This window comes from Sagittula sp. NFXS13 (assembly GCF_040148795.1).
Taxonomy (GTDB): domain Bacteria; phylum Pseudomonadota; class Alphaproteobacteria; order Rhodobacterales; family Rhodobacteraceae; genus Sagittula; species Sagittula marina.
The window spans coordinates 84,435-99,407 of record NZ_JAGEMH010000002.1 but is presented as its reverse complement, the minus strand read 5'-3'; the positions used below and the strand labels follow the sequence as shown (position 1 = coordinate 99,407).

At 60.7% G+C, this 14,973-nt stretch carries 18 protein-coding genes; 6 read left to right on the top strand and 12 right to left on the bottom strand.

Translation table 11 applies throughout. From position 1 onward, the window contains the following. Positions 1–6: 6 nt before the first annotated feature. Both J4E08_RS04900 and J4E08_RS04895 read right to left on the bottom strand, forming a co-directional pair. Positions 7–807, bottom strand: coding sequence for a metallophosphoesterase family protein (locus J4E08_RS04900; RefSeq protein ID WP_349537537.1), 801 nt, complete (start codon positions 805–807; stop codon positions 7–9). Next, positions 804–1,772 carry a diacylglycerol/lipid kinase family protein gene (locus J4E08_RS04895; protein ID WP_349537536.1) on the bottom strand — a complete coding sequence of 323 codons (969 nt, stop codon included), beginning with the start codon at positions 1,770–1,772 and terminating at the stop codon, positions 804–806. The genes J4E08_RS04900 and J4E08_RS04895 overlap by 4 nt, the downstream gene beginning before the upstream one ends. Before the next feature lie 138 nt (positions 1,773–1,910). On the opposite strand from J4E08_RS04895, the gene hslU reads away from it, so the two are divergent. After that, a complete protein-coding gene (gene hslU, locus J4E08_RS04890) occupies positions 1,911–3,215 on the top strand; it encodes an ATP-dependent protease ATPase subunit HslU (protein WP_349537535.1) in 1,305 nt (434 codons plus the stop codon). 73 nt (positions 3,216–3,288) lie between these two features. On the opposite strand, the gene J4E08_RS04885 is transcribed toward hslU, so the two are convergent. Continuing rightward, positions 3,289–4,842, bottom strand: a complete 1,554-nt coding sequence (locus J4E08_RS04885; RefSeq protein ID WP_349537534.1) for an ABC transporter substrate-binding protein — start codon at positions 4,840–4,842, stop codon at positions 3,289–3,291. A 96-nt stretch (positions 4,843–4,938) separates the two neighbouring features. Next, entirely contained in the window at positions 4,939–5,937 is a 999-nt protein-coding gene (pip, locus tag J4E08_RS04880) for a prolyl aminopeptidase (protein ID WP_349537533.1), read from the bottom strand. Positions 5,938–5,984: 47 nt separating this feature from the next. On the opposite strand from pip, the gene ubiG reads away from it, so the two are divergent. After that, complete coding sequence (ubiG, locus tag J4E08_RS04875) at positions 5,985–6,728, top strand: bifunctional 2-polyprenyl-6-hydroxyphenol methylase/3-demethylubiquinol 3-O-methyltransferase UbiG (protein ID WP_349537532.1); 744 nt, start codon at positions 5,985–5,987, stop codon at positions 6,726–6,728. Then, positions 6,728–7,045 carry a YciI family protein gene (locus tag J4E08_RS04870; RefSeq protein WP_349537531.1) on the top strand — a complete coding sequence of 106 codons (318 nt, stop codon included), beginning with the start codon at positions 6,728–6,730 and terminating at the stop codon, positions 7,043–7,045. The genes ubiG and J4E08_RS04870 overlap by 1 nt, the downstream gene beginning before the upstream one ends. Here the strand turns inward: J4E08_RS04870 and J4E08_RS04865 are convergent. From J4E08_RS04865 to J4E08_RS04850, 4 genes are read right to left on the bottom strand one after another with little or no spacing between them, the layout of a single operon-like run. Beyond that, positions 7,042–7,473, bottom strand: coding sequence for a MarR family winged helix-turn-helix transcriptional regulator (locus J4E08_RS04865; RefSeq protein WP_183962383.1), 432 nt, complete (start codon positions 7,471–7,473; stop codon positions 7,042–7,044). The genes J4E08_RS04870 and J4E08_RS04865 overlap by 4 nt on opposite strands. Continuing rightward, positions 7,470–8,306, bottom strand: coding sequence for a carbon-nitrogen hydrolase family protein (locus J4E08_RS04860; protein ID WP_349537530.1), 837 nt, complete (start codon positions 8,304–8,306; stop codon positions 7,470–7,472). Before J4E08_RS04860 ends, J4E08_RS04865 begins: the two co-directional genes overlap by 4 nt. Beyond that, positions 8,306–8,563, bottom strand: a complete 258-nt coding sequence (gene grxC, locus J4E08_RS04855; RefSeq protein ID WP_183962379.1) for a glutaredoxin 3 — start codon at positions 8,561–8,563, stop codon at positions 8,306–8,308. Before grxC ends, J4E08_RS04860 begins: the two co-directional genes overlap by 1 nt. A 39-nt stretch (positions 8,564–8,602) precedes the next feature. Continuing rightward, positions 8,603–9,322 (bottom strand): ComF family protein, encoded by a 720-nt coding sequence (locus J4E08_RS04850; RefSeq protein WP_349537529.1) that lies wholly within the window; start codon positions 9,320–9,322, stop codon positions 8,603–8,605. A 30-nt stretch (positions 9,323–9,352) separates the two neighbouring features. On the opposite strand from J4E08_RS04850, the gene J4E08_RS04845 reads away from it, so the two are divergent. Next, the gene (locus J4E08_RS04845; RefSeq protein ID WP_349537528.1) at positions 9,353–10,171 is read left to right on the top strand and encodes a methyltransferase domain-containing protein; all 819 of its coding nucleotides are present in this window, start codon (positions 9,353–9,355) and stop codon (positions 10,169–10,171) included. 58 nt (positions 10,172–10,229) lie between these two features. After that, complete coding sequence (hemH, locus tag J4E08_RS04840; RefSeq protein ID WP_349537527.1) at positions 10,230–11,300, top strand: ferrochelatase; 1,071 nt, start codon at positions 10,230–10,232, stop codon at positions 11,298–11,300. Between the two features lie 113 nt (positions 11,301–11,413). Here hemH and J4E08_RS04835 read toward each other — a convergent pair whose 3' ends face one another. Beyond that, entirely contained in the window at positions 11,414–11,611 is a 198-nt protein-coding gene (locus tag J4E08_RS04835) for a hypothetical protein (protein WP_183962370.1), read from the bottom strand. Positions 11,612–11,759: 148 nt separating this feature from the next. Continuing rightward, complete coding sequence (locus tag J4E08_RS04830) at positions 11,760–12,359, bottom strand: L,D-transpeptidase (RefSeq protein ID WP_349537526.1); 600 nt, start codon at positions 12,357–12,359, stop codon at positions 11,760–11,762. A gap of 168 nt (positions 12,360–12,527) precedes the next feature. Between J4E08_RS04830 and dalA the strand changes: the two genes are divergently transcribed. Then, the gene (gene dalA, locus J4E08_RS04825; protein ID WP_183962365.1) at positions 12,528–13,085 is read left to right on the top strand and encodes a divisome-associated lipoprotein DalA; all 558 of its coding nucleotides are present in this window, start codon (positions 12,528–12,530) and stop codon (positions 13,083–13,085) included. Between the two features lie 73 nt (positions 13,086–13,158). Here dalA and J4E08_RS04820 read toward each other — a convergent pair whose 3' ends face one another. Together J4E08_RS04820 and J4E08_RS04815 are read right to left on the bottom strand one after the other, a co-directional pair. Then, the gene (locus J4E08_RS04820; RefSeq protein WP_349537525.1) at positions 13,159–13,659 is read right to left on the bottom strand and encodes a L,D-transpeptidase family protein; all 501 of its coding nucleotides are present in this window, start codon (positions 13,657–13,659) and stop codon (positions 13,159–13,161) included. Between the two features lie 57 nt (positions 13,660–13,716). Next, positions 13,717–14,946 (bottom strand): class I SAM-dependent RNA methyltransferase, encoded by a 1,230-nt coding sequence (locus J4E08_RS04815; RefSeq protein WP_349537524.1) that lies wholly within the window; start codon positions 14,944–14,946, stop codon positions 13,717–13,719. Between the last annotated feature and the right edge of the window lie 27 nt (positions 14,947–14,973).

Sequence of the window (14,973 nt, the reverse complement as noted above, 5' to 3'; positions counted from 1 at the left end):
CTTTCTTTATGCTTCCAGCGGCCCGTCTCTGCGCACCCACTGCCCGTTTTCTATGAAGAAACTCCGGGTTAGGCGCGGTGAGAAAATCAGGTTTTCCGCTCCCCAGCTTTCGACCCGGACAGAGTCAGCCGTGAGGTCCAGCACGTTGAACATGTTCTCTTCGCCGCGCACACGGCTGGACAGGCATGTCCCTGCCTGAACGAACAGAAGCTGCGGCCACGCCCGGAAGGGTGAGATCACCGTGTTGTGCAAATGCCCTGAGAGCACAATCTGTGCCCCACATTCCGCAAATGCTTTCAACGCGTCATCCGCGCCTGCCATCAGGCGCTTTTCGACTTCCGGCCCGTGCTGTAACGGATGGTGCAGCATCACCAGCCGTGACCGCTCATCGTGATCGCCAAAGGCCCGACAGGCGCGCTTTACCCGGCGATTTGAGAGTTTCCCACGCTGCCAGGCAAATCGATTTACCGTGTTCACGCCGACCACGACCATGCCGTCATCTTCAAAAACAGGCTCCAACTCGCCATGAATAGCGCGCTTGTAGCGCTTCCATGGTTTCGTCAATCTGACCCAGAGATTGTCCAACGGCGTATCATGATTGCCCGGCACAGCCAGCCAAGGCACGGTCAGCCGATCCAGAAACGTCGCTGCGCGATCAAATTGACCGCGGCGGGCGCGCTGCGTGAAATCGCCGGATATGGCCACCAGATCCGGGGCGAGCCGGTCGATGGTTTTCAATAAGGGATCTTCGAGATCAGCGCGGTCCTTGCCGTAGTGCAGATCAGATAGGTGTAGAACGCGCTTCATTCTTCCTCCGTCTCGTTGGCCAAGGGTTGGTAGCCTTGTGGGACGACCAGGCGCAACGGCGTATCAGACATGCCAAATTTCAAGGGCGCGTCCACCCGGCGCTTCTCGCCGTCATAGGCCAGCAATACGCGCTTGCGGCCCTCGACCTCCACGCACACTTCGTTGGCGGCAAAGAGGTCGTAATCCACGCCCTCTTCGACCGTGCCCAGCGCCAGTTTGAAGACGCGGCGGAACAGCTCCATCCGGGTATGCGCGTTGACCAGCAGCACGGCGAAGCCACCGCCCTTGATCGCGTCCGTCCCCTCCAGCCTGAAGTTTTCCAGCTGAAAGGCAGATCGCGCCACGAACACCAAAGCCGTGCGGTAGCGTCCGGCCACCCCATCGACGGTTATGCGCACCTTCATCGGTTTCCGGAACCGCAGGAATGTCTTTACCACCGACCAGTGCGCCATGATGCGACGACGGCCCCATTTCTGGTAGACCGTCTCGCGTACTTTCAGAATAGACGGGTAGATGCCGACCGAAGCATTGTTGAGAAAAGCCTGGCCGTTCACCTGACCGATCGTGATGTCGATCACCCGCCCCTGAGCCAACTGCTGAGCGGCCTCGCTTGGATCTTCGCTCAACCCCAGTCCGCGCGCAAAATAGTTGAAGGTTCCCAAGGGCAGCACACCATAGGCGACATCGGTCCCGAGGAAAGCATTCGCCACGGCCATCGCCGTACCGTCGCCTCCGGCGGAGATCACCAAGGACGGGCGACGTGCGCGGACCTGCTCGATGGTTGCCATCAGACCTTTGCCACCGCTGAACGATGCGATCTCACCTCCCAGCGTCTTGGCAGCTGCTTCAACGGCTTCGCGGTCGCGGGAATTACGACCCGATTTGCGGTTGGTGATGATGATCACCGGCCCCTCGCTGGCGAGCGGTGTCGGCAAATCCATGGGATAGGGACCTTGATCAGGCATGAGTTGCACTCCGTTACCTGGGTAAACACCCATTGGCGCGCGGCAGTTCCTTGGCGGCTGCAAAACCCCATCGTGCGGCAGGGCTTGGAATTTCCGTCTTAGCGGTTATCTGAGGATCAATCGTTGAAAAGGACCCCCATGACCGACCTCACGCCCCGCGAAATCGTCTCGGAACTTGACCGTTTCATCATTGGCCAGCAAGAAGCCAAGCGCGCCACCGCCGTGGCCCTGCGCAACCGCTGGCGTCGCAAACAGCTTGGCGATGACCTGCGCGACGAGGTCTATCCCAAGAACATCCTGATGATCGGCCCCACCGGCGTCGGCAAGACCGAGATCAGCCGCCGTTTGGCAAAACTGGCACGCGCCCCGTTCATCAAGATCGAAGCCACCAAGTTCACCGAGGTCGGCTATGTCGGCCGCGACGTGGAGCAGATCATCCGTGACCTGATGGATACGGCGATTGTCGACACCCGAGAGCACATGCGCGAGGACGTCAAGGCGCGCGCCCATGCCTCTGCCGAGGAACGCGTCATCGAGGCCGTCGCCGGCAAGGATGCCCGCGAGCAGACCCGCGAAATGTTCCGCCGCAAGCTGAAGGCCGGTGAACTGGACGACACGGTGATCGAGCTCGACGTCGCCGAGACCGCGAACCCCTTTCAGCAGATGGACATCCCCGGCCAGCCTGGCGCTGGCCAGATGATGAACCTTGGCGATATTTTCGGAAAGGCCTTTGGCGGGCGCACAACGCGCAAGTCGATGACCGTTGCACAAAGCTACGAGACGCTGATCGCCGAAGAAGCGGACAAGCTGCTGGACGATGAAAGCATCAAGGCCGCAGCGCTGGAAGCCGTGGAGCAAAACGGCATCGTCTTCCTCGACGAGATCGACAAGGTCTGCGCCAAATCCGATGCGCGCGGCGGGGATGTGTCCCGCGAAGGCGTACAGCGTGACCTGCTGCCGCTGATCGAAGGCACCGTTGTGTCGACCAAGCACGGCCCTGTGAAGACCGACCACATCCTGTTCATCGCCTCCGGTGCGTTCCACATCGCAAAGCCCTCGGACCTGCTGCCGGAATTGCAGGGCCGCCTGCCGATCCGCGTCACGCTGAGCGCGCTGACCGAGAATGACTTTGTCCGCATCCTGACGGAGACGGACAACGCCCTCACGCGCCAATATACGGCGCTGATGAAAACGGAGCAGGTCACTGTGACCTTCACCGAAGACGGTATACATGCGCTGGCGCGGATCGCGGCGGAGGTGAACGGCTCGGTCGAGAACATCGGCGCGCGGCGGCTGTACACGGTGATGGAGCGTGTCTTTGAGGAACTGAGCTTTCATGCGCCAGACAAGACCGGCGAAGAGATCACGGTAGACGCGGCTTTTGTCGAGGCGCAGCTGGGCGACCTCACCCGCTCGACGGATTTGTCGCGCTACGTTTTGTAAGCTTGTTTCAGGCGAACCGAAAAAAGCCCCGCATCTTTTGCGGGGCTTTTTGCTTTGGTCGGTGGCGCCTTCGTCAGGCCATCCACCAGCGTTCTGCCATGCGGGCATTGTCCATTTGCCAAAGGTTGCCCAGCATGTGCGGGCTGGCAATTTTGCGGCTCACGGCGTGCAGTTCGTTCGCGAACATCGGCACGATCACCCCACCGTCGTCGCGCAGGATGACCTGCATTTCGCGGTACATCTCGCGGCGCTTCATGCTGTCGAGCTCGACCCGTGCGGCCTTTAGCAGAGATTGAAACCGCGCGCTGTCCTGCCCGCTCCACTGGCTGTCGTTCCAAGGCGCAGCGCTGTCATAGGCGGTGGCGAACATCCAGTCCTCCGTCGCGCGCCCGGACCAGCCGCTGGCGCAGAAGGGCTTTTGCATCCAGACGTCGGACCAGTACCCATCCGCCCGCTCCGACACCACGTCGATGTGAATGCCGCCCGTCGCGGCGGAAGCCTGATAGAGGCCCGCTGCCTCCAAAGCCCCTTCGAAGGCCGCGTTCGAGGCGGAAAGCGTGATATCGAGCCGATCAAGACCTGCCTGTTTCAGATGATACCGTGCCTTGTCCGGATCATACGGCAACGGCGCGAGGTCGGCGGCGAAATACTGGTTGGCCGGTCCGATCGGGGTGTCATTGCCGACGCGACCATGGCCCAACAAAATCTTGTCGACCATGGACTGCCGGTCGATGCCATGCTTCAGCGCCTTGCGCAGGTTCACATCCCCTAGGGCAGAGGCCTTTGTCAGCATGGGAAAACTATAGTGCTGGTTGCCGGAGACCTCCCGTACCCGCAATTTTGCGTCTGCCTCCACCGCTGCGCGCGCTGCCGGGTTGATCCGATTGATCGCATCCACCTCGCCGCTGTGCAAAGCAGTCATCCGCTCCGCCGCGTCGTTCATGGCGATATATTCGATCTCGTCGAAGTGACCGACGTTGTCGCCCTTGTAGTGGTCAGGCACTCGGGTCGCTGTCAGACGCTCGCCGGGAGCGAAGCTCTGCACCCTGTACAGTCCGGTGCCGATGCCCTTGGCGATGGATTCCTGGATTTGACCCGCCGGATAAATCAGCAGGTGATAGTCAGACAGTAAATAGGGAAAATCCGCGTTGCCCTGCGCCAGCGTGAACTGCACCTGCCGCTCGCCAGTCTTTGTCATGTCGGTGATGGCCGCGACGATGTTGCGGACGGGGGACGCTGTGCCGTCCTCCAGATGCAACCGCAGGCTTTCGATCACGTCATCCGCACCAAAGGCTTTGCCGTTGTGAAACCGCACGCCTGACCGCAGGTTAAAGGACCAAGTGCGGGCGTCGGGCGTCGTCGCCCAATCGGTGGCAAGCTCTCCGGTGAGGGTGCCGTCTGCCTTCACCTCTGTCAGGCAGTCGAACACCGCGCCTTGTGCGCAGGCCATCATGAAGGTGTCCCGGTGCGTGCGCGCGTCCCAGCTGTCGGTTCCATGCGCACCGGACAACCCCGCCCGCAAACGCCCGCCTTTGCGCGTCTGTGCACGCAACGGCAGACCGGAGGCCGCCAGCACACCTGCCGCCGCGCCGGAGGTCAAAAGACCGCGTCTGCTAATCCGTGTCATACGTCGCTTCCTTGTCTGAACGCACAAGTCGCAAAACCTTAGTCACTCCGCCTGCCGGGGATCAACACCCAAGCGCACGCATCACGCCATTGCGAGTCAGGTCGCGTTCGGCGTTTGCAGCCCATCGCGTCGCGCGATTTCGTCCATGGCGCGCACCAGTTCGGCGCTGATGCCCGGCTCTGACAAGGCATGGCCGGCGTTTCGCACCATCCGCAGGTCGGAATCTGGCCAGGCCTGTGCCAATTCCCACGCCCGGCGCGGCGGGCAGATCATGTCGTAACGCCCCTGGACGATCACCCCGGGAATGCCTGCGAGCTTATCTGCGTTGTTCAGGATCCACCCGTCTTCGGGCAAGAAGCCCTTGTTGACGAAGTAGTGGTTTTCCAGCCGGGCAAAGGCGCGGGCGTATTCGCCGGGGGCCTCTCCGCCGTGCCCGTTGGAATAGACCGAAGCCAGCGCATTTTCCCACGCAGACCACGCCTGGGCAAACCGCGTCTCTTGCCGCATGTCACCACTGAACAGGCGGCGCGCATAGGCGGCGATGTAGTCGTGCTTTTCCTCATCGGGAACCAGATGCGTGAACCGCGCCCAAGGTTCCGGCCAGAATTGCCCGGCACCGCCGCCATAGAACCAATCCAGCTCCGCCTGCGTCATCAAAAAGACACCGCGCAGGATCAGGTGAGACACCCGCTCTGGATGGGAAATCGCATAGATCAGGGACAGAGTCGCCCCCCAGCTGCCGCCAAAGACACTGGCTTTTTCGATCTCCAACGTCTCTCGGATCAGTTCGATGTCGTGGACCAGATCCCATGTCGTGTTGTTTTTCACGCTGGCATGAGGGCGCGACCGTCCGCAGCCGCGCTGATCAAACAGGATCACCCGGTAGACCTGAGGGTCGAAATAGCGCCGCATTGCAGGGCTACAGCCACCGCCAGGCCCCCCGTGCAGCACGATGACCGGCCAGCCGTCAGGGTTGCCGCATTGCTCGACATAGACGCTGTGCCCGTCGCCCACGTCTAGCGTGCGCTGGTCGAACGGGTCGATGGGGGGATAAAGATATTGCACTGCGCGCTTTTGGCCCGGGATTTTGTCCATGTCCTACCTATATTGCGTAGTGTCAAAGAAAGACCATGGGGAACGCAATGACAACCACCGTCGACGCGCACGAGATTGCCAAATTCGAAGCTATGGCCGCCGAGTGGTGGGACCCCAACGGCAAGTTCAAGCCGCTTCACATGATGAATCCGGTGCGCCTGGATTATATCACGACGCAGATCGCCGGGGAGTTTGACCGCGACCTCACGTCGCAGCGCCCGTTTGAAGGGCTGCGCATCCTGGATATCGGCTGCGGCGGGGGGCTTTTGTGCGAACCGATGGCGCGGCTGGGGGCCGACATCGTGGGCGTCGATGCCGCCGAGCGCAACATCCCTGTCGCCGAGGCGCACGCGCGTCAATCCGGGCTGGACATTGACTACCGGTTCACCACGGCCGAAGCGATGGCCGACGCGGGCGAACAATTCGACGCCGTGCTTAACATGGAAGTGGTGGAACACGTGGCCGACCCGTTGGCCTACCTGACCGCCTGCCGGCAGTTGCTCAAGCCGGGCGGGCTGCATCTGTGTTCGACGATCAACCGAAATCCCAAGAGCTTTGCCATGGCGATTGTCGGCGCGGAATATGTCATGCGCTGGCTGCCCAAGGGGACGCATGAATGGTCGAAGTTCATCACGCCAGAGGAATTGTACGACCTGATGACACGTGCCGGAATGACGCCCGTGGACCGCAAGGGCTATGTTTTCAACCCGGTGTCGTGGAAATGGTCGATCTCTGACCGCGACCTTTCCGTGAACTACGTGACTGCCGCTTTGAAGCCGGAGGCCGCCTGATGCCCATCCCGGCCGGTCACCACTTGTTTGTCATCGACATCCGCTACACGGCACCGTCCGAGGATATCGAATCCGTCCGCGCCCCGCATATGACGTTTATTCAGCAATGCCTCGACGATGGGTTTATCCTTGTGTCTGGTCCGAAGGTGCCGCGTGACGGTGGGTTGATCATCGCCGTGGGCGAGAGCATGGACGCCGTGCAGGCGCGCATGGCGCAAGACCCCTTCAGCACCGCTGGCGTGGTGGAGATGACGTTTACCGAGTTCGATCCAAGCACGCGCCACCCGGCCTTGGCCGCATTGGCGCCACAGGCTTAAGCCTCAAGCTTGCTGCGCAGCTCACGCAGAACCGGAATGGCGGCGCGGACCTTTTCCTCCCCCAGGTCGCCCATGACTTCGTCAATCAGCGGGGTGATAGCGGCCAGCGCGGCATCACGGGCTGACCGCCCAGCAGGCGAGATCGACACCATTTTGCGCCGCGCGTCGTCCCAATCGGGGCGAATATGGACGTAACCTGCGATTTCCAGCTTTGACAGGGTGTTGGTCATTGCACCGCGCGTCACGTGAAACGCCCGTGCGAGTTGTGCGGGACTTTTCTCACCGCCGCGGGCCAGTTGGTTGAGCACCGAGAAATGCGAGATTTCCATCTTGTTTGGCAGGACCTTGGTCAGCCGGGCACGCAGCAATTGGTCGGCCACCAGCAGCTCGGAGAACAACGATATAGCGAGCCCGCTGCCTTCGCTCATGCGTCTGGCCCCTTGAACGTGCGGTCATGGGTCAGGGCGGGCACCTTGCGACGGGCATCCTCTACCTTGGCAAGATCCAGATCGACGCAATGCACGCCAGGGTCAGTGCCCGCATCCAGCAGCACCTCTCCCCACGGTGCGATTACCATCGAATGACCATAGGTCTGGCGTGACTTGCCGGATTGCGCCGGGTGCGTTCCGCATTGCGAGGGCGCGAGGACAAAGCATCCGGTTTCGATGGCGCGCGCCTGCAACAGCGGCTGCCAGTGCGCAGGTCCCGTGCCGGGCGAGAACGCGGACGGCACTGTCAGGATCTGCGCACCGGCCTGCGCCAAGGCTCTGTAAAGATAAGCGAACCGAAGATCGTAACAGATCGTCAGGCCAAAAGTCGCGCCCAGCGCCTGAGTGGTCACAGCGCGGTCGCCCGGCGCATAGCCGGACGATTCGCGGTACGTCTCAGCCTCGGATACCTGCACATCGAACATATGCATCTTGTCGTAGGTCGCAGTCACCGCCCCCTCGGGCGAGATCATCAGCGACCGGTTGGCAAAGCGCTGCTCCGGCGGGTCGGACTTCACCGCCAGCGACCCAAGCAAAACCCAGAGGCCCAGCGCCTGCGACTCTGCCTGAACCATGTGCAGCAGCTGGTCGTCCTCTTGAGGGGCCAAGACCCGGTGTTGATGCGCCCGGTCCATGGAGACGCAGTTCGTCACCTCCGGCGTCAGGGCCATCTCTGCCCCGGCGCCCTTGGCGGCGCGCAGCATCTCCCGCAGCGTGGCGCTGTTTTCGACCGGATCGTCGGACGAGGTCATCTGAAGCAGCGCAATCCGCATCAGGCTTCGAGCATCGGGTCCAGTTTGCCCGCCCGCTCCAGCGCGTACAGCTCGTCACAGCCCCCCACATGCGTTTCGCCGATGAAGATCTGCGGCACAGTGTGGCCGCCGTTTGCGCGGTCCATCATCTCGGACTTGCGCGCGGGGTCCTTGAGAACGTCGATCTCTGTGAAGTCGACACCCTTGGAGTTCAGCAGGCGCTTGGCAGAGTGGCAAAAGCCGCACAGCGGCGAAGTGTATATTTCAATATTCGGCATGGTGTTTTCCCTTTCGGCGTTACGGCCAGTTAAGGGTACTTAGGCATCCTGTGCAACGCGTGCCAGAACCGATACACAAACCTCACTTGCGCCTGCGGCGAGACAGGCCTCCGTACAGGCGGCGAGAGTCGCCCCGGTGGTCATCACATCATCGACAATCAAGACGGGCCGATCCTTTAGTAAGCGGGTGCGGATGGACGGCACGCTGATGCGCCCAGCGAGGGTTTCAAACCGTTCATGTCGGCTTTTGCCGTCGAGTGAGGGGGTCGCCTGCTGGCGCCGAAGCGCATCCGGGCACCAATCGCAGTCCAGTTGCTCCGAAAGTGCCTGCGCCAGCAACGCCGACTGGTTATATCGCCGCGACAGATGTCGGTGGAGGTGTAACGGCACGGGCACCAACAGCGTATCAGTATCAGGACGCAGGATTGGCCGCGTCACGCGCGCCATCCACTGCGCCGCAGGGCGCGCGATGTCGTGGCGGTCGCCATGTTTCAGCCCAAGCACCAGCCGCCGCCCAACATCCGCGTACACCAACGCCGCACGTCCCTGCGCCCAAGGCCGCGCAATCGCCAAGCACTCATCGCAATGCTCCACCCGGTCCGATTGGCCGGGTAAAGGCTTACCGCACGAATCGCAGACCAGCCCGGAAATGAATTGCGTGTCGCGCCAACACCCGCTGCACAAGCCAAAGTCAGTTTCCACGAGCCCGCCGCAATTCAGGCAGCGCGGCGGAAAAACAAGATGCACGAGGGTTTGCATCTGGGACGTCCAGAAATTATCTCCTCCCATATGGATAAACCCCCTCGCCTGACCGATCCCGAAGCTCTGCGGCGAAACCGCCGCCGCGCGCGCGCCGACGCACTGTTTCTGCATGACCTCGCTTTGGACGAGGCAGAGGATCGTCTCGCGATGGTTAACAAGACGTTTAAGAACATTGCGATCATATCGCCGTTTCCAAAGCTATGGCGTGCGCGTTTTCCCGATGCCATCTGCGTTCCCGATACCGAGGTGTTGGACCTGACGCCGGGTGCGCATGACTTGGTAATCCACGGCGTGTGTCTGCACTGGGCCGATGATCCGGTTGGGCAATTGGTCCAGATGCGGCATGCCTTACAGCCGGACGGCATGGCGCTTGTGGTGACGCTGGGCGGACAAACGCTGCACGAACTGCGCGCAGCCCTGGCGCAGGCGGAAACCGAAGTCACAGGGGGTCTGTCCCCGCGCGTGTTGCCAATGGCCGATATCCGCGACCTCGGCGCGTTGATGCAGCGGGCTGGTCTGGCCCTGCCGGTTGCAGACAGTGCGCCGCTTCGTACAAGCTACGCTACGCCGCTGCACCTGATGCACGAGCTTCGCGCGATGGGGGAGGCAAACGCGCTCGACAGTCGCCTTCGCCATCCGACACGACGCTCCGTTCTGCTGCGTGCCGCCCAGATCTATGCCGAGAGCTTTCCGGCGGAAAACGGTCGTGTTGCAGCGACCTTTGAGATGATTACCTTGGCGGGATGGGCACCCGACGCCAGCCAGCCGCAGCCGCTGCGGCCCGGCACTGCGACCCATCGTCTGGCACAAGCGCTTGGCACAGATGAAACCAAGCTAAAGGATTGACCGTATAAGCGGACAGGATACTTACGACACAACACATTCAAAAATTGGGACACAACCGATGCTCGATGCCGCAAACGAGGGCACCTGCCCTGTGCACGCCCCCGCCGACCACCCAAAAGTCAAGCCGCGCAAGGTGGGCATCCTGCTGGCCAATCTCGGGACACCGGATGGCACGGACTACTGGTCCATGCGTCGCTACCTGAACGAATTCCTGTCTGACCAGCGTGTCATCGACTATCCAAAGTGGAAGTGGCAACCACTGCTGCAAACCATCATCCTGACCAAACGTCCCTTCACCTCTGGTGCGGCGTATAAATCGATCTGGAATGAAGCGGCGAATGAAAGCCCGCTGATGACCATCACCCGTGCGCAGACGGAAAAGATCACCGACCAGCTGCGCGCCACCTATGGCGATCAGGTGGAGGTCGATTTCTGCATGCGTTACGGGAATCCGTCGACCCAGTCGAAAGTCAAAGACCTGATTGCCAAGGGTTGCCACAAGATCCTGTTTTTCCCGCTCTATCCTCACTACGCGGGGGCGACCACTGCCACGGCGAATGACCAGTTTTTCCGGGCTTTGATGGAAGAGAAATGGCAGCCGACAGCCCGTGTGGTGGACCCGTATTTCGAACACCCCGACTACATCGACGCGCTCGCGAAATCGGTTGAGCGCGCGTATGCGGCGGCGCCGAAAAGGCCGGAACTTCTGATCTGCTCCTACCACGGGTTGCCGCAGCGCTACCTGATGGAAGGCGACCCCTACCATTGCCAATGTCAGAAGACGACGCGCCTGCTCAAAGAGCGGCTTGGCTGGGACGACTCACAGATCAAGACCACCTTCCAGAGCCAGTTCGGCCCGGAGGAGTGGCTGCAACCCTACACCGTCGAAGAGGTCGCGCGCCTGGCAAAGGAAGAGGGTAAAACCAACATCGCTGTTTGTGCCCCGGCTTTCTCTGCCGACTGCATCGAAACGCTCGAAGAGATCAACGAAGAGATCAAGGAAAGCTTTGAGCACGCGGGCGGTGAGGATTTTCTCTACGTGCCCTGCCTCAACGACGACGGTGCCCATGTGGATGCGCTTTGCGCTGTCATCGGTGAAAATCTGGGCGGCTGGGTGCGCCCCATATAAAAATTTCTGTTGCGGTTTCGGCCGCAACATACCCCCAGAAAAGCAAAAAGGCGGAACCGTCGCCCCGCCTTCTTTAATCTTTGTTCCCGCATCAGAGCGGGAGATACTGACAATTAGTCAGCAGCAGCGGCCGCAACGATTGCGATCAGCAGCAGCGGGATGAGCAGAGCTGCGGAAGAAGAAGACGCTTGAGTCTCTTCAACAACAACAACGGGCTCAACTTCCATGACCACGTCGTCCTTAGCGTAGGAACCGGCCATTGCGGATGTAGCGGCAACACCAAAAGCGGCGGCGAGTGCGATTTTCTTCATGTTATTCTCCAGATATTTGCCTGCCTCAGTCGCGAATGGACGTACAGCAAGGCACCCAAGACTTACCTCGTGAGTCGTTCTAAGCAGTATTTTGGAGAGTTTGCAATTGCTAGTTAACCCTCGAAATCCGCCGTTCGACTCCATGTCGTCAAATTAGCAACACCTGCGTGCCTACCTGCGCCATCTCGTACAACTGCTCAACGTGCTCATTGTACAGGCCAATGCACCCATTGGAGGACCGGCGACCGATTTTGCGCGTGTCGTGCGTGCCATGGATACGGTAATACTGCCATCCCAAGTGCATTGCGCGCGAGCCGAGCGGGTTATCGGGACCGGGGCCAACATAGTCTGGCCATTCGGGATTGCGGATTTTCATTGCGGGGGTCGGGCGCCAGTCCGGGGCCGGATCCTTCAACGTAATTGTGGTGCGACCGCGCCGCGTGAGATCTTCGGTCAACGGGACAGAGCACGGATACAGGTGGTAAATCCCGCTAGGCTGCCAGTAATGCAGCGCCCGCGAAGCAATATCCACCAAAACAGCACCCTTGTTCAGGTTGGAGAAATACGGCTGCCAATCCAGCGTACGAAAGCTGGAAATGTTGCGCCGCACAGATGTGTTCAGCTCGCGCTCGATCTCTGTCGTGGCAACGCCATTGACGCTCTGCGCCAGCGCGGGGGTCGCCAATACTGCGGCGGAGCCTGCCAGGAACGCACGCCGGCCCAGCTTGTTCTTTGACCAATCAGCCATTGTCCTATCCTTCCAGACGAAAAAATGCTGCAGGCTGGCATGATATGGCCTGAAAGCATCAGTCGCAATTCAAAGCGTCGTGTTTGCGCAGGCTCACGCCGATGTGGGTTTGATTGGCAACGCCTTAAAGGGTAAGCCGAGAGAAACGCACAGTCGAGAGCACTTTACATGAACCGTCGCGCCTTCCTTGCCCTTTCCTCAGCCGCTGCGCTTGCAGCATGCACCACCGGACCCGCACCGTCTGGCGGTGGTGGAATCGGACCGGACGGGCGGCCATTGCCGCGTGTCTACCGCATCGGCATGGGCCAGCGCGCCGAGATCGAATACCGGATGCTTGATGCGGTGAATGCGCTGCGTCAGGCCTCTGGCGCGCCAAACCTGCAGCTGGACGGCAAGCTTCAGGCCGCTGCCGCCACGCATGCGCGCGACATGTCGGTGCAAAACCGCCCATGGCACTTTGGCTCAGACGGATCGTCGCCTGTGGATCGTGTTCAGCGCGTAGGCTACAGCGGCCGCCTCGTGGGCGAAACGATTTCCGAAACCTACGAGACCGAACTCGAAACCCTGTCTGCATGGATGGAAGAAGAACCCACCCGTCGCGTGATTCTGGATTCCTCTGCTACTGAAATGGGTTTTGCCTGGTTTCAGGAACAGAGTGGAAAAATATGGTGGTGCATGGTGCTCGGCGCAGCAGGTATGGCTTCCACTCCCGGGATGCAGAGCTAAACCTCTCGACAGAAATAAAAAAGGGTCGGCACATCAGGCGCCGACCCTTTTTTTCATGTCCGACGCTTTGTCGTCAGGGCGTGATTATGATCGGCGTGCCATCCTGCACCATCGAATAGATGTCGCGGATCTGCTTGTCCGAAACTGCAATGCAGCCGGCCGTCCAATCGCGTGGCGCACCCTTGGGATAATTGTCTCCGCGCCCGTGGATAAAGATGTCACCGCCGGGGCTTTTGCCCATGGCTTGCGCAGTCGCCCGATCGTAGGGATTCGGATAGCTGACGCCGATGGACAGGTGGAATTTTGAATTCGGGTTGCGACGGTCAATGTAATAGAGCCCTTCCGGCGTCTTACCGTCTCCCTCGACGACCTTGTGCCCGCGCGGCGCGAATCCCAGACCGATATCATAGGACTCAAGCACCTTGTTGTGGTGCAACAAGTGAAGCCGACGCTCGCCCTTGTTCACCACAACCTGCGTCACCTCAGGGCCGCGGTAATTGTAGAATTTCTTTTGCGAACACGCCGCTGCGCTCAACAGCGCGAGAGCCAAAAGACCAAACTTGAGAAATCGCATTTCACTGCCTCGATGCGTTTTTTCTCCTTATACACCGGATCACACGCCCGTTACATCTCACGATTTCGCCAGCGTCAGCTGCGCCACAAGCTCCACATGCGTTGACCAGCGGAATTGGTCCACCGTCTGCACCCAATCGAGCCGGTAGCCTGCGGAGGTCAGGATTTTGGCGTCGCGGGCAAATGTCACCGGATTGCAGGACACAAAAGCGATTCGCGGAATACGTGCCTTGGCCAGCTGTGTGACCTGTGCTTCGGCTCCGGCGCGCGGGGGATCAATGACCACTCCGTCAAAGCGTGTCAGTTCATCCGGCAGCAGTGGGTTTCTGAAAAGGTCACGCGCTTCATGGGTCACATGGCGCAGCCCCTCGGCCATACGCCAGCCTTTGTCGAGCGCAAGCACCATCTCCTTGGATCCCTCGACAGCATGGACGCGTCCGAGTCGCGCCAGCGGCAAGGCAAATGTGCCACATCCGGCAAAGAGATCCAGCATGTGCTTCGCGCCGTTCAGCGCCTCGGTAACACAGGCGAGCAGCTTGGCCTCACCTTCTTGTGTCGCTTGTAGAAAAGCGCCCGGTGGCGGCACCACCTGTGCAGATCCAAACGTCTGGAAGGGAGGGCGCAGCGTGAGGACTTCTTCGTCCCATGCCAGGCGCGCCACGTCGTATTCCTGTGCAATGCCCGCGAGGGTCACGCGAAAATCGTCGTCGATGATCTTGCCGCCCGTCACCGACACGTCCAAGCCCGCCTCGCTGTCTGTCATTTGAACCGTCAGTTCGGCCTTCCGCGATGTTCCCGCGACGGCCAAAGCCTCTGCCAACGGCAGCGCAGCGGCCAGTCGAGGTCGCACCAGCTTGCAATCGGGCACAGCGATCAGAACGTCAGATGCCTTGGCGTGAAATCCCGCCAAGGCGCCTTTCTTGGTCCGTCGTGATGAAAACCCGGCCCGACGCCGCGATTGCGCAGGCGAGGTGGTGCAAGGCCGCTGTTCCGTCTCAAGCCCCTGCGCCGCCAGGGCACGCGCCACAACGTCGCTTTTCCACCCTTCGACAAAAGCATCTGAGGCGTGCTGTAGCTGACAACCGCCACAGGACTTCGCATGGCGGCAGGGCGGAGAGACGCGATCCTCGACCGGGGTGACGATACGCGGACTGGCCATGACGCCATTGTCCACGACGCCTTCGACCACCTCACTGGGCAAAATGCCGGGCACGTAGATCGGACCTTCGGCGATGCCATCGCCACGATGACCCAGCCGTTCGACGGTGACGCGCATCTCTTCGGACATAAGATCAGACCCTGTACTTCGTTTAGT

Bases quoted from the DNA above. Each gene is read 5' to 3' on its own strand.
- J4E08_RS04900 (WP_349537537.1), bottom strand. From the start codon at position 807: ATGAAGCGCGTTCTACACCTATCTGATCTGCACTACGGCAAGGACCGC.
- J4E08_RS04895 (WP_349537536.1), bottom strand. From the start codon at position 1,772: ATGCCTGATCAAGGTCCCTATCCCATGGATTTGCCGACACCGCTCGCC.
- hslU (WP_349537535.1), top strand. From the start codon at position 1,911: ATGACCGACCTCACGCCCCGCGAAATCGTCTCGGAACTTGACCGTTTC.
- J4E08_RS04885 (WP_349537534.1), bottom strand. From the start codon at position 4,842: ATGACACGGATTAGCAGACGCGGTCTTTTGACCTCCGGCGCGGCGGCA.
- pip (WP_349537533.1), bottom strand. From the start codon at position 5,937: ATGGACAAAATCCCGGGCCAAAAGCGCGCAGTGCAATATCTTTATCCC.
- ubiG (WP_349537532.1), top strand. From the start codon at position 5,985: ATGACAACCACCGTCGACGCGCACGAGATTGCCAAATTCGAAGCTATG.
- J4E08_RS04870 (WP_349537531.1), top strand. From the start codon at position 6,728: ATGCCCATCCCGGCCGGTCACCACTTGTTTGTCATCGACATCCGCTAC.
- J4E08_RS04865 (WP_183962383.1), bottom strand. From the start codon at position 7,473: ATGAGCGAAGGCAGCGGGCTCGCTATATCGTTGTTCTCCGAGCTGCTG.
- J4E08_RS04860 (WP_349537530.1), bottom strand. From the start codon at position 8,306: ATGCGGATTGCGCTGCTTCAGATGACCTCGTCCGACGATCCGGTCGAA.
- grxC (WP_183962379.1), bottom strand. From the start codon at position 8,563: ATGCCGAATATTGAAATATACACTTCGCCGCTGTGCGGCTTTTGCCAC.
- J4E08_RS04850 (WP_349537529.1), bottom strand. From the start codon at position 9,322: ATGCAAACCCTCGTGCATCTTGTTTTTCCGCCGCGCTGCCTGAATTGC.
- J4E08_RS04845 (WP_349537528.1), top strand. From the start codon at position 9,353: ATGGATAAACCCCCTCGCCTGACCGATCCCGAAGCTCTGCGGCGAAAC.
- hemH (WP_349537527.1), top strand. From the start codon at position 10,230: ATGCTCGATGCCGCAAACGAGGGCACCTGCCCTGTGCACGCCCCCGCC.
- J4E08_RS04835 (WP_183962370.1), bottom strand. From the start codon at position 11,611: ATGAAGAAAATCGCACTCGCCGCCGCTTTTGGTGTTGCCGCTACATCC.
- J4E08_RS04830 (WP_349537526.1), bottom strand. From the start codon at position 12,359: ATGGCTGATTGGTCAAAGAACAAGCTGGGCCGGCGTGCGTTCCTGGCA.
- dalA (WP_183962365.1), top strand. From the start codon at position 12,528: ATGAACCGTCGCGCCTTCCTTGCCCTTTCCTCAGCCGCTGCGCTTGCA.
- J4E08_RS04820 (WP_349537525.1), bottom strand. From the start codon at position 13,659: ATGCGATTTCTCAAGTTTGGTCTTTTGGCTCTCGCGCTGTTGAGCGCA.
- J4E08_RS04815 (WP_349537524.1), bottom strand. From the start codon at position 14,946: ATGTCCGAAGAGATGCGCGTCACCGTCGAACGGCTGGGTCATCGTGGC.